The organism is Candidatus Binataceae bacterium (assembly GCA_035294265.1).
Taxonomy (GTDB): domain Bacteria; phylum Desulfobacterota; class Binatia; order Binatales; family Binataceae; genus DATGLK01.
Map to the genome: position 1 here is coordinate 34,054 of DATGLK010000025.1, position 13,026 is coordinate 47,079.

Here is a 13,026-nt window from a genome sequence, read left to right on the forward strand (position 1 = left end):
AGGCGCGAATAGCAGGAGGAGTTTGGTGGCGCAACTAACCGATCGCAATATCACCCAGGTGGTCCTCTCGCGCTTCGGCCCGCAGCTCGATCCGCGGGTCCGGCGCGTGCTCACCAGCCTGATCGAGCATCTGCACGACTTTGTCCGCGACGTCGATTTGACCAACGAAGAATGGCGCCGCGCGGTCGAGTTCCTCACTGCCACCGGTCATATCACCGATGACAAGCGGCAGGAGTTCGTACTGCTGTCCGATACCTTGGGGGTGAGTGCACTAGTCGATCTGCTGGCCCACGGCAAGCGCGCCGCGGGCGCCACGCAGAGCAGCTTACTGGGCCCTTTTTATGTCGAAGGCGCTCCGGAGTTGGAGCTGGGCGCCAACATCGCTCGCACCCCGGGGGATCCGATTGTCGTGCGGGGGCAGGTAACCGCGGTTGACGGCCGGCCGCTGCCGGGGGTGCTGCTCGATGTCTGGCAGGCCGATCCGCGCGGCTTTTACGACGTGCAGGATCCCACCCAACCGGCGATGAATCTGCGCGGCAAATTTCGCACCGACGCCGAGGGGCGCTACCATTTTCGCTCGATCAAGCCCAAGAGCTATCCGGTTCCGCACGACGGCCCGGTGGGAGAATTGCTACGCGCGCAAGGGCGCCATCCCTTCCGCCCCGCCCATATCCATTTCATCTTGTCGGCGTCCGGCTATCATACCCTCACCACCGCGCTCTATATCGCGGGCGACGAGTATCTGGAATCCGACGCGGTGTTCGGCGCGCGCGACCCGCTGGTGGTAAATTACCAACCCAATTCAGATAATAAGGAGGAAGTGCGAGAGATGATTCACTTCGATTTCAAGTTGGCGCCGCTCAAGCCCTGAGCTCGCCGCCGGCTACTTGCGCGCGCTGAGCCAGGCCTCGACTTCGCTTTCGATTGTAGTGCCCTTGAAGAAGTCGCGATTGGTCGAGGTCCAGAACGCGACCGCGTTGTCGAACAGAAATTGGCGCAGCTCGTCCTCGTCGATGAGATGATGTTCGACCAGTTCGTAAGCTTCTTCCAGCACCTCGCTCATGTCGGGAACGTCCCAATGGCCGATGTCGGAGCCGTACAGCGCCTTGAGGCGGGCCTCGAAAGGTGTCCCCATTGGACGAAAAGCGAGAGCGTTTAGCGGGTCGTCACCCTCGCAGCCGAAGTAGAACTGATTGACGAAGATGTCGCGCAGTTGCTGGGGCGAGGTAATCCCACTGGGGGCCCATTCGTCAGTCAGAGCAGCATCTTCGCCGATATACATCCGGCTGATCAGCGCGTCGAGGATCTGATCTTCGTGTCCTTGGGTGAAGCGGCCGCCGGCTCGCACCATTTCGCGCTTGAGCAGGGCGCGGTCGATGCGATCGGGGTCATAGAGCGCGATCGCCTCGCCGTTGCGCTTTTGCCAATGGCTAATCGCATCGGAGTACAGTGCGCGCGCCCACGCCATGCCGCCTTCCAGAAAGGCGAAGGTCAGCTTGGGAAAGCGCTTGGGCACGCCGCCCATCAGCAGGCCGCGGCAAATGGCGTCGGCGCTGGCGCCGAAATTGCCTAGATGGTTATGGACGTAGTTGGTAACCGATTGGCGCGCACCCCAGCCGTAGCCTAGCGAGTGAAAGGTGGGCGACACCCCCAGCTCCACGCATTTGGCCCAGAACGGATCGTAATCGTATTCAGAATCCAGTCCGTAGGTGTCCATCCAATAGGCCCATTGGCCGACCCCGGGGTAGCGCTTTTCGACCGCCGCGATCGGCCGCTTGACATAACTGGGCACCATGACAGCCTTGAACTTCAGTTCCTTGACTGCGTACTCCAGCTCTTCGATGGCTTCCTGCGGGGTATACATCGGGATGCCTGCGACCGGAGTCAGCCGATCGCTGAATTCGGCGAACATCTCGGCCTTCATCAGGTTGTGCGCGCGCACAGCGGCTTGGCGCACCTCGTCGTCGGCCACGCCCTCTATCTGGAAGCCCAAAGTTGGGTAGATCACGGCGTGGTCCAGCCCCATTTCGTCCAACCGCTCGTAGGTCAGGCGGGGCAGAATCGCGGTGGCCAGGTCGCGGGTATTGGCGGCGGCGATTCCACGCCAGGTCGGGCGCAGCTCGCGACGCTCGCGCCGTTGGGCGGGCGAATTTTCGCGCCAATGGGAACTGGTGTGGCCGCTATCGAAAGCCCGCCGGTAGCGGTCCACCATGGTGGCGCCTGCTACCCGCTTGAGGTAGTCGAAGAACACTAGCCCCATCTCGAAGGTGTGGCCGTCCGAATCGATCACCGGATATTTCAGCTGCGCGCGGATGGCGGCCGACTTGGAGCTCTGACTGATTGCCGAAGCCATCGCTAAGCCAAGCTTCTAATGGCGTCAGGCTAGCTGAGGTGCGGGTGCGCGCCGCGGACCGTCCATGATCTTGCGCACCCAAACCAGCTCCTCGGGCTTGAGGGCGCCAAAGCTGTCCTGACTCTGATGCTTGAGTTCGCGATCCTCCGCGGTCAGCTCGCGCACCGTCGCGCAGTATTCAAGCAGTAAGCCGTTGGGATCACGGAAATAAATGGAGCGGGCCCAGTTATGGTTGATAACCGGAGTTACTTCGATTCCTTGGGCCACCAGCTCTTCGCGCCGCTTGTTCAAGGCCTCCAGCGACTCCACCGCCATCGCGAAATGGTAGAAGGCGCCGGGCAGATTTTGCGCGCTGTTGATATCGGTGGCATACTCTTCGGGCACTCCAGGCACCCGCTCTGGACACATGAAGGCGAAGTAACAACCGCCCCCGCTATCGAGGAAGACGTGTTTGATGCGCCCGCCCTGCTTGGGTTCCAGGATGTCCTGGAAGGCAATCTTCCAACCCAGCTTCTTAGTATAAAATTCAATGGTCCCCTCGAAATCGAGGGTCGAAAGACCGATATGATGCATTCCAGGCATGGCGCGCCTCCAGCGTAGATTCATCTGAGCGATAACACGCTCCGTGCGCACCCGTCAATCGCCCGGAGCTTGTCCCCCGGCCGTTCAAGCTAAGCGCGGCTATGCTCGAGCAGCGTCGGGTCGAGCAGGCGCGGGCGCTGACCGGGCACCGGATGGGCTACCGCCTCCTCCAAGCTGGCTGCGCCGCGCCACTGTTCGGCCGGCCGCACCCACTGGTCGCTACCAACCTGATCCACGCCCCAGTATATCTCTAGGTTGTGGCCGTCGGGATCCAAAAACTCCACCGCGATTTGCGCTCCGGCCCGCCGCCGGCCTTCGAACACGATCGGTACCTGATGGCGGCGCAAATGCTCGCGGGCGCGGAAGACTTCGTCCAAGGTGGCCACTTCAAAGGCGAAATGATGCAGCTCGTGTCGCTCGCCCGGGCCCGGCGCGCCGCCCACCAAAGCGATCCCATGATGGTCGGTGTTGAAGCGCATGAAGACCATGCCGCCGGGCGCCAGCTCTTCGGAGTACACATCGGAAATTTTCATTCCCAGCACTCCAGTATAAAAGCGTGCCGAACGCTCCAGGTCGGTTACCCGCAAGACCACGTGGCCAATCTTTTGCAGGTCGAAAGGTTGGTCTTGCGAGGCCGCCAGTCGCTTGATTTTTTCTACTTCGACCATGATGGTTCATCTCCGCTCGCAAGCTTGACCGCGCCGCGGCCGCGCCGCGGTTTGCGCCCCGCCATTATGCAGCCCTAACATTGACCAGGGCAAACGCCGCCCGCCCCTGGCTTCCTTAGGTTGCGGCGCGAGGCAAATCGAGATGAAAGCGATCGTCATCCGCGAGTTTGGGCCGCCTGAAGTGATGAGGCTGGAAGAGGTGCCTAACCCAGTGGTGGGAGCGCACGACGTGCTGATCGAGGTCCACGCGGTCTCGGTCAACCAGACCCTCGACCTGATCGCGCGCGCCGGCAGGTACCCGGTTCCCATCCGCCTGCCCCATGTGCTCGGGGTCGATCCGTCCGGCGTGATCGTGGCCGCGGGTGCGGAGGTGAGCGCGCGCCAAGTCGGCGATCGGGTCGTGGTTTCCTCCCGTTTGAGCGCGCCCGACCAACTCCCGCGTCTGCTTGGTGTGCATCAATGGGGCGGATATGCGCAGTACGTGGCGGTGCCTGCCGCCAACACCCATCTGGTGCCTGATACAATCGACTTCCCCACTGCTACCGTGGTGGCTCGCCACGCGCCTCTGGCCTTTGGCCTGTTGCGCGATGAAGCGCGGCTCCAGCCCGGCCAGTGGGTTCTGGTGATGGGCGCGGCCGGCGGTCTGGGCAGCGCCGGTGTGCAGGTGGCAAAGTATCTAGGGGCGCGGGTGATCGCGGCGGCGGGTGCAGATCAGCGGGTGGCCTCGGCTCTGGCGCTGGGCGCCGACCATGGCATTAACTATAGGGCCGAGGATCTGACCGCACGGGCGCGTGAGCTAACCGGAGGGCGCGGCGTCGACGTGGTATTCGAAAATATAGGGGCGCCCGACCTCTTCCCCCAGGCCTTGGCTAGCCTGGCGCGCGACGGGCGTTTGGTCACCGCCGGCAGTCATGGCGGCGGTATCGTGCCGCTCGATGTCAGCCGGCTGTATATGCAAAACCTCACCGTTATCGGATCGACGCGCCAAAATTCCAATGATATTGACCTCAGCCTGCAAGCTGCGGCGCAGGGGCGCTATCGCGTCCTAATCGATCGAGTCATGCCGCTGGCGGAAGCAGTGGACGCCCACCGCTGGGTGGAGGGGCGGGCCGGACTGGGTAAGGTGGTGCTCACACCCCACAGTAGCCGCAGCGCCAAGAGCCAGCGCTAATCAGGGCTGGTGCAGATCGATTCGGTCCAAGCCGGGTTGCTGCTTGAGGGCTTGGGCTCGTGCTCGTTGGATGGCCGCCAGTTGCTCCAAGGCCGATGGTGCTGGCGGGCGAATCGCGGCGCGCCGGCGCACGGGGTGAGGGAGCGGGGAGGCGGACGAGCGCCCGGCTCGGGACGGCGGGGGTGGCATCACGCCCAGCAGGTAGGCCCATAGCACGCGGCGCACATAGGCGTGAGTTTCCTGATATGGCGGAATTCCACCATATTTCTGTACCGCTGCTGGCCCTGCGTTATAGGCGGCCAAGATTTCAGGTAAATAGGATGAGGTGGGGAAAGTGAGTTGAGCCCACGACCGCAGCTCGACCAGGAAGCGGGCCGCGCCTAGGACGCTTTGCACCGGATCAAATGGGTCGCGCACCGCATAGCGCTGCGCGGTCTGGGGCATGAGCTGCATCAGCCCTTGCGCCCCCTTGGGCGAGACCGCGCTGGGGTCGTTGGCGGATTCCACCTGCGCGATAGCGGCCAGCAAGCCTGGATCGACTCCATACATGCGTCCCACTACCTGATACAAGCGTGCCATTTCCTGCGGGCTCCACGAGCCGCTCTGCGCGCTTGCGCCACCAACCCACAAAAGCACCAGGATGAGCAGACCGCTGATGGCCCGCAGCCCGCGCCATGCTATAAGATAGCCGCGAGGCCGGCCGGACGCACGAAAGGGACGGGCGCGTCGCAGGGAGCGGGCAGCCAAGTTCATGTTAGTGTCGCGCCTCCAAAATAAGCGAAGCGCTGCGCGGTTACAGAAATCGGTAAGGCTTGGTGGGGCGAGCCGCCGTGCCCGCCCACCGTCCGCACGAGCAGCGCCGCCCGCGTCACTGAGGCTGACCAAGTTGTCCGAGAACCTTCGATTTCGACTGCCTCCGCTCGCCTCGTTTTGACATGCTCGCAGTCCGCCATGTCAGATCCTACAAACGCGACCTCTAGATCCCGACCGCCAGCACTCCGATCATGCCCAAGGCGGTGGCGCTTTGACCGATGATGGTGGCCACGTCGCGTGCCACTTCCAGTTTGTTGCTGCGCACGATTTTGTCGGGCACATAGACCGTATCGCCGGGCTGTAGCCGACTGGCCATCAAGCCGCCCGAGATCACCGGCAAAAATGGGAAGATTCGCGAGCGACGGCTCAAGTCGTAGCCTCTGCGGGTCAGGATCAGGCCGTTGGCCTTGATCACGAAGATATTCTCGGGGTCGGCCAATTCGGTCGGACCACCAGCCCGTTGCAAGTAATCTTCCACCCGCATGGTGGCGTCATAGACGATCGCGGTGGGGGTATATACCTGGCCCATCACCGAGACCGCGCTGGGTACTTTGGGCACCATAATCCGGTCCTGATCTTCCAGCACCACATCTTGGTCAGAGGGCATCGGACCGTCAAGCGGCCCCAACTGCACGACCAGCCGCCCCGGGGCCTGCAACCCCTGAGCCTGTGACAGCAGGCGCTCTAGGGTGTCGAAGTTGGTCGCGGCAGGGGGATTGCCGCTGTTGGAGCTTTGGGCCTGAGTGAGCTGCAGTTGAGCCAAGCCCGCGGCTAGGCGCGAGCGCGCGAGTTCGACCTGTTCCTGCTCACGTTTGCGAATTGATTCGCGAATCAAGATCAATCCCGGCAGGTAGGCATCCGGGAGCAGGCCTCCGCAGCGCTTGAGCAGAGAGGCCAGCCGCTCGCCTTTGCGGATAGTATAGGGGCCAGGACGTGCCACCTCGCCCTGGACAGTAACCAGCCAGGGCAGATGCCAGCCTGGGGCCGCCCAGATCGAGAGTTCGTCGTTGTCGCGCAGGAGTAGGTTTTGCTCCCGGTCGCCGTGCAAGGCGGCTTGCAAATTGATGGTGAAGAAGGTGTGCACGGTGCGCGCGCCATGCAGAACTTCGGTGCGCGCCAGCTCGGCTCGGGCCAAGTAGGCCTGGTCTGCCGCCCCACCGGCGGCATAGACCAGATCGCTCACCCTCATCCCATGGCTGAGCGGATATAGGCCGGGTGCGCGGACCTGGCCTTCCACTCTGACGGTGGGCTGGGACTGCATCTGGTTTTCCCCGTAAATTACCAGCTCGTCGCCCGGGCGCAGCGGTAAATTGCCTGGGTCGCTGGGGTCGGCTAGCAGGTCGCCCAGATTGAGCGGCTGATAAAGGGTGGTGCGGTCGGCTCCCTGCAAGCGCTTGAGGAGGGCATAGGCAAAGAAGGTATGGGGTAGAACCCCTTCGCCGCGGCGGATTAGGTCGGTTACTTTCATCCCGTCGTAAAGCTGATAGCTGCCCGGCCGGCGCACGTTGCCGCTGAGCACCACTTCGTTGTCGGGGCCGGGTAGGACCGAAAAGATTTTAATCAGATCACCGTCCTGCACCTGAAAGCGCTGGTCGGCGATACGCTCTAGGTCGATATCCAAGGCCACCATGTGGCTGTGGTTGGCGGTGCGGATAACCTGCAAGCGCTGGGCATAGCTGAAGGGAGTGGCGCCTCCCGCCAAGTGGACCACCTCTTGCAAGCTGGCGCTGGCGCCGCGCAGCTCATAGATGGCGGGTCGCTTGATCTCGCCCGCGACCGCCGTCACCGCTCCGATTACCGGAACGAAAATGACGTCGCGCGCTTGCAGGCGCAGGTCCTCTCGATTATCGCCGCGCAGCAGCAAATCGTACAAATCCAGCGTGGCGACTACATGCCCGGCGCGCCGCAACTGCACCTGGCGCAAGCTGCCGGTAGGGTTGATTCCACCGGCGGCGCGCAGGCCATTGGAGATGCGCGCCAAGGCGCTGACCGTGTAGGCGCCGGGCTGAGCGACTTCGCCCAGCACGAAAATGCCGATCGTGCGCAAGCGCCCCATCGTGACCTGCGAGTCGATACCGGTGATTTGATCGAGATGCCCCTCGATCAGTTTTTGCGCTTGTCCGAAGGTCAGCCCTGCTACCTGCAAAGGGCCGACTTCCGTCAGAAAAATCGCCCCATTGCGGTCAACCGAGATCACCTGGCTGCGTGAAAAGCGACCCCAGGTGTTGATGTTCAATTCGTCACCGGGTCCCAACACGTAATCGCTGCCTACCGGCACCTCGGCCACTGGCGCAAAGGTGGAAACTGGGGCGGAAAACAGGCTGTAGCCGAATTGACGCAGATGTTTGGTGTCGGGCGGGGGTGGTAGCGCGTCGGGCTGGTCCAAGAGGGCAAACTTCTTTTCCAGCGCGCTCTCGGCCCCGCTGGCCGCAACCGCGCTGGCCGGCGTTGCCGGCGGCTGGCTATGCACGGGGGCGCGGCTACGCAGTTGTTCGATTTGCGCCGCGCTCAGCCCCATCGACTGCGCGATCGCGATAGTCTCCTGCATACTCAGCCCTTTGGCTTGCGCCCGCGCGCTGAGAGCTTCGAGCTGATCCGAACTCAAGCCGCCGCCGGCGATCGCGTTTTGGTAGCTGCTGATCTGCTCGGGCGTCAAACCCAGCCGCTGCGCCAGTGCTTGGGGGTTGTTTAAACTCTCCTGGGGCAGCTCTCCCCCATCGCCATTCACCGCCGGCCCAGGATTGCCAGCCAGCCCCTGCGCGCGCGCAAGCTCAACCCAGCCCAACCCTATCCAGACAGCCAAAATCGCGCTTCCCAGCCTGCGTCGGTTAATCATGGGACAGCCTTCCACGGCAAGGCGCAGCCTTAGCCGCGCCAGGTTTAGCGCTCTTGGTTTGGGGGGCAATCAATGCGCGGATGGCAGCAATCGACACCCGCCTGGCTTACGCGGCGACTATAATGCGGGTGAATGTAACGCTCAAACTTTGGCGCGGTGAATCGCGAGCGGGCTTGTCACTGACCAAAAATCGCCGGGGCTCGACCGGAGTCAGCAACCCCTGCTCAGGGGAGATGAATTTGAAACAAAACCAGTTGCTCAGGGCGCGGCCTGCCAGAGCCCGCGGTGAAATCGCGGGAGTGGGTCTTTTCGCCCCTGCCAGGCTGGCTGCCAGACGGGGAACGCCTTGGCTGGGGTTTGCGCAAGTCGAGGGCGGTCAGGGATGCCCGTAGCTATCCCTGCTCGGGATCAATCCAACGGGTCGGAATCATTCTCAAGGCGCAGGCTGAGGTCTTGGGCGAGTGCCTTCGAGGCTTGATTGCGGACGATCAATAACTGGCGGCGCCCATCAAAGCGCACCTGCCCACCATCGCGGTTGGGCCACAGCGCCAAGCGGGGGACATCGTCTGCCCCGCTCCCACCTAGCTCTCGCGAGGGCGAACCCAGTATCTTTTTAAGGCGGGTGAAAACCAAAGCGGAAGAATCGGCGGTAAAACTCGCTAGCACCATCTGCATCCCGTCCTGAGGCGTGAACTCGTATAACACCGTCGGGTACTGAATGCCCTGACCAGACAAGCCCCGGACCTGATAACACGTAAAGCCCATGGGGCTGGTCCGAACCATTCCGCTTGGGTAGCGCTGGCGGGCTTGGGCCAAATCGGCGCCGAAAGGTAAGCCTAGGAAGGAGCGTAAGAAGGGTTGGCGTGCACCTGGGATAGAGCCATAGCCGCTATTCAAGGAGCAGCCTGCGAACATCAAGAGCGCCATGCCCACGGCGACCAGGGCCGGCGCGCGGCGGCGTGAACCGGTATCGACAGGATGCGCGAGCTTCACTCAGCCACGCAACTTAGCGGTAAAACCACCCTGATGGAACTGGCTCCAATCGCGTCAAGCAATATTGCCACCCGCTCGCTACTTGAGAGGTAGCGATCGAAGATCGCCTGGAAACCGCGGAAGGGGCCGTCCACGATGGTGATGCGCTGACCGTGCCCCAAGGCCGGCGGCTGAATCTCCACGATCCCATTCTCGCCGCGCCGCCGGATCTCCTCCACGATCAGTTTAGAAACCACCACCGGTTCGCCTCCGACGCCAACCAAGCTGTGCACGCCGGGAGTGTATTTGACGTCGTAATAGCAGGTTTTCAGGTTGAAACGGCTAAACACATAGCATGGAAAAAGAGGTTTGACGGTGGTGGTCAGCCGCCCGAAACAACGGGTCTTGGAGCGCAGCAGAGGAAGGAAGGGCTCCTGGGTGATGCGTTTCAACTGATCGAATACCCAACGCTCCTTGTGCGGCTTGGTGCGAACCAGATACCAATTGCTGAAATCCGCGTCGGACATTAGCCCCACCTTTCGGTGCTTCGTGCAAGCTACCGCTCTTCCAAGCTTTCTTATCGACGACAACAAGTAAATAGAAGAGCGCTTCGGACTGCAAGTGCGCTTTGATGAACTGACTCAAGCCGAGCCAGAGATCGGCCTAATACTGCTCCAGATCGCTCGCCAAAGCGACAGCCAGAGTGCCGTTAACGGGTGCTCTGGCGCTGAGGTGGGGATGATCGACCTCGATCGCAAGCCGCCCGTGGCGTGCGCGCTCGAGAAACTGCTCGGCGTTATAGTCGCCAAGCGAAAATTTAACGAAATGAACCGAGCTGATGCGCTCTTCGGTCATTTGACGGGTGTCGAATCGGGCCAACTCTCGCCGCTCGCCATCAATCAGCCACAAGTGGCGCTCCAGTCCCACCAACCGGTGCAACTGCTCGTCGCGCTGGGCCGGATCGGGGAACTGGATCAGCAGGGTGGCAGACAGTTGATGTGGGTCCGGCAGCAGCTCATTGTAAGTTTCCAATTCATGCGCCAGGGCATCGAAGGCAACGATCTTCTCGCTGCGAATCATCTCCTGAATCTGGTACCAGACGGTCTGGGTATTCTCGAATAGCAAAGTCAGATGAGCCCCTAGCTCCAGCCGCCGCCGTTCCTTTTCAGCGATAAAGAGCGGGCGCAGCAAGGGACGCAAAGTCTCGTATTGGCCCGGCGACAGAAGCTGAGTTGGCTGTACCGCAATCATGGGTTTTTGGCCTGAGCCGGGGGTACCGCCTGCTCGAAGCCCTTGGGATCGTAGGCGCGGGCGAGCACTTCCAGGGGATGGATCGGATGGACGCCGGTGGCCTGTTCGATCTGCAGCGCGGCCAAAGGGCAGTCGGTGGCCATCAGGCGGGCCTGCGCGTCGCGCATCCCGCTGAAGGCCTTTTCGCCCCATTGCATCGACAAGGGGAAGAATTCCTTCTTCATCGCCCAGGTGCCGTCGTGGGCGCAGCAGGCATCGACGCTGGTGATTTCCGCCCCCGGGATGAGTCGCATCAGATCGCGGGCGCGCAAGCCGATGTGCTGTGCTTTGAGATGGCAGGGGATATGATAGGCCACGGCGCCGGGAGTGGAGCGAAATTCGCGATTGAACCGCTCAACCCGCCGCAACTGGTAGAGCAGCTCGTGGGTGTCCACCACCGCCGCGGCTAGCGCGCGCGCGTCGTCATGGTCTATCAGGCGTGGATATTCCTGACGCATCATCAGGGAACAGGTGGGGTTAATGACCGCTACCTGCCAACCTTCCTTGACCAGCGGCAGCAGGCTGTCGATATTGCTTTGAGCCTGCTTGCGCGCGAATTCCACATCGCCCCCGTCCAGTGCCGGCATTCCGCAACAGTTCTGGCGCGGACAACGGATCGCGCATTGATTCTTGCTCAACACCGCGACTGCAGCCCGGCCTGGGGCGGGGTCGTTGTAGTTGATAAAGCAGGTGTGAAACAGCGCGACTTTGGCCGCAGGATCGGCCGGCGCAGCGGGGAGCGGATGGCTGCTCAGCCAGCGCTCAAAAGTCTCGCCCTGAAAATCGGGCAGCTTTTTGTCGCGATGGATTCCCAACAGCTTTTCCATCACGATTCGATGAAAGCGGCTGTTGTTGGCCCAATTGGCCATGAAGGGGGTCAGACTGCCCAGCTTGCCCAATTTGTCGGGGTCACCCAGCAGTTTGTTGCGTAAGCCCACCCCATGTTGGCGTGCCTCCAGCGCCTTGGCTCGCTGCATCAAGCGGGGAAAATCCAATTGAAACTCATGCCCGTCGCGCGGGGTGTAAGGACATCTAATTTCGCACAGCTTGCAGCCGTAGCACAGATCCACCACCTCTTGACGCTCAGCCGCGCTCAACGCCGCCGCGTCGCCCTCGTGCTCTTCGACCGCCGCGAACAAGGTGGGAAAGGAGGGGCATAGATTGAAACAGAGGCGGCAGCTCTGACAAACGTCGAAGACGCGGGTCAGTTCCTGCTCGAGTCCCTTGGGCTCCCAATACTTGGGCTCGCTGGGATTGTAGGACAGGCCCTCGGTGGGTTGGGCTTTGATCCGATCCATCAAACTCCTCAAACCGCCCGTACGCGCCCGATCGGCCGAGCTAGCCGACCGGGTGCGCGCACGGGCGAGGCGTGGCTACAGACTGCTGGCAGCCTTGGAGAAACGACCGGCATGGGATTTCTCGGCCTTGGCCAGGGTCTCGAACCAGTCCGCGATTTCCTTGAAGCCCTCATCGCGTGCCGTCTTGGCCATTCCGGGGTACATGTCGGTGTACTCGTAGGTTTCACCAAAGACCGCCGACTTGAGGTTGGCCAAAGTGTCGCCGATCGGCTGATCGGTCACCGGATCGCCCACCGACTTGAGATAATCTAGATGGCCATGAGCGTGGCCGGTCTCACCCTCGGCTGTGTCGCGGAACAAGCCGGCCACTTCCGGGTTGCCTTCGACATCGGCGATTTTGGCGAAATACAGATAGCGACGGTTGGCCTGGCTTTCGCCGGCGAAAGCCGCCTTGAGGTTTTCGTGGGTCTTGCTTCCCTTTAGATTTGCCATCGATCTCAGTCCTCCGCTGGATTAGGAGCTTTTGCTCGTTTTGTTCGGCGCGGGTTTGCCGCCCGTGTTCTCATTTGACAACTGGCGCACAGCGCCTGAATCTCCACCGTGGCCCCCAATAGCGCATACTCGCCCAACCGTTCACGCCCGTGCAGGAGATGGTCGAACTCCGCCATCTCGATATCGCTCACTCGTCGGCAGCGCACGCAGACCAGATGATGATGGGGCTGGGTGTTGCCGTCGTAACGAGCGCTGTCGTGCAGGGCCGTCACCTTGCGTGCCTCGCCGATCGCGCACAGGGTCTCCAGGGTGCGATGGACGGTGGCCAAAGAGATGGTGGGGAATTGCTCTCGGAGCGCGGCGAAAATGCTCTCGGCGCGGGGATGGTCGCTGGCGGCCAGCAGCGCCCGCATCACCGCTAGCCGCTGTGGGGTCAAGGCTAGCCCGCGCTGGTGGCAGCGCTGGCTGAAAGCCTCCAGCCGCTGGTCGGCGTAACGTCTGCGCCAGGCTGGGCTGATGAGGGTCGGACCATTCATCTGGTTGATAATAAT

General features: G+C 62.1%; 13 protein-coding genes. 2 read left to right on the forward strand and 11 right to left on the reverse strand.

The annotated features are described in order from the left end of the window. Positions 1 to 25 precede the first annotated feature (25 nt). Positions 26 to 871, forward strand: a complete 846-nt coding sequence (locus tag VKV28_04275; GenBank protein HLH76005.1) for an intradiol ring-cleavage dioxygenase — start codon at positions 26 to 28, stop codon at positions 869 to 871. A 12-nt stretch (positions 872 to 883) separates the two neighbouring features. Here VKV28_04275 and VKV28_04280 read toward each other — a convergent pair whose 3' ends face one another. From VKV28_04280 to VKV28_04290, 3 genes are all read right to left on the reverse strand, one after another. Continuing rightward, positions 884 to 2,353, reverse strand: a complete 1,470-nt coding sequence (locus VKV28_04280) for an amidohydrolase family protein (GenBank protein HLH76006.1) — start codon at positions 2,351 to 2,353, stop codon at positions 884 to 886. 24 nt (positions 2,354 to 2,377) lie between these two features. Further along, complete coding sequence (locus VKV28_04285) at positions 2,378 to 2,935, reverse strand: VOC family protein (protein HLH76007.1); 558 nt, start codon at positions 2,933 to 2,935, stop codon at positions 2,378 to 2,380. A gap of 89 nt (positions 2,936 to 3,024) precedes the next feature. Continuing rightward, positions 3,025 to 3,603: a VOC family protein gene (locus VKV28_04290; protein ID HLH76008.1), complete on the reverse strand. Its 579-nt coding sequence runs from the start codon at positions 3,601 to 3,603 to the stop codon at positions 3,025 to 3,027. A gap of 142 nt (positions 3,604 to 3,745) precedes the next feature. On the opposite strand from VKV28_04290, the gene VKV28_04295 reads away from it, so the two are divergent. After that, a complete protein-coding gene (locus VKV28_04295; GenBank protein HLH76009.1) occupies positions 3,746 to 4,774 on the forward strand; it encodes a zinc-binding dehydrogenase in 1,029 nt (342 codons plus the stop codon). Here the strand turns inward: VKV28_04295 and VKV28_04300 are convergent, their stop codons facing one another. From VKV28_04300 to VKV28_04335, 8 genes are all read right to left on the reverse strand, one after another. Then, on the reverse strand, positions 4,775 to 5,527 hold the full coding sequence (locus tag VKV28_04300; GenBank protein ID HLH76010.1) for a lytic transglycosylase domain-containing protein: 753 nt from the start codon (positions 5,525 to 5,527) through the stop codon (positions 4,775 to 4,777). A gap of 223 nt (positions 5,528 to 5,750) precedes the next feature. After that, a complete protein-coding gene (locus VKV28_04305) occupies positions 5,751 to 8,423 on the reverse strand; it encodes an SLBB domain-containing protein (protein ID HLH76011.1) in 2,673 nt (890 codons plus the stop codon). 408 nt (positions 8,424 to 8,831) lie between these two features. Further along, positions 8,832 to 9,416, reverse strand: a complete 585-nt coding sequence (locus VKV28_04310) for a hypothetical protein (protein ID HLH76012.1) — start codon at positions 9,414 to 9,416, stop codon at positions 8,832 to 8,834. Beyond that, complete coding sequence (locus VKV28_04315; protein HLH76013.1) at positions 9,413 to 9,922, reverse strand: transcription termination/antitermination NusG family protein; 510 nt, start codon at positions 9,920 to 9,922, stop codon at positions 9,413 to 9,415. The genes VKV28_04310 and VKV28_04315 overlap by 4 nt, the downstream gene beginning before the upstream one ends. A gap of 136 nt (positions 9,923 to 10,058) precedes the next feature. After that, positions 10,059 to 10,646, reverse strand: a complete 588-nt coding sequence (locus VKV28_04320; GenBank protein HLH76014.1) for a DUF3501 family protein — start codon at positions 10,644 to 10,646, stop codon at positions 10,059 to 10,061. Continuing rightward, complete coding sequence (locus VKV28_04325) at positions 10,643 to 11,983, reverse strand: anaerobic glycerol-3-phosphate dehydrogenase subunit C (protein HLH76015.1); 1,341 nt, start codon at positions 11,981 to 11,983, stop codon at positions 10,643 to 10,645. Before VKV28_04325 ends, VKV28_04320 begins: the two co-directional genes overlap by 4 nt. Positions 11,984 to 12,058: 75 nt before the next feature. Beyond that, on the reverse strand, positions 12,059 to 12,475 hold the full coding sequence (locus tag VKV28_04330; protein HLH76016.1) for a rubrerythrin family protein: 417 nt from the start codon (positions 12,473 to 12,475) through the stop codon (positions 12,059 to 12,061). A gap of 5 nt (positions 12,476 to 12,480) precedes the next feature. Then, positions 12,481 to 13,011 (reverse strand): transcriptional repressor, encoded by a 531-nt coding sequence (locus VKV28_04335; GenBank protein HLH76017.1) that lies wholly within the window; start codon positions 13,009 to 13,011, stop codon positions 12,481 to 12,483. Positions 13,012 to 13,026: the final 15 nt, after the last annotated feature.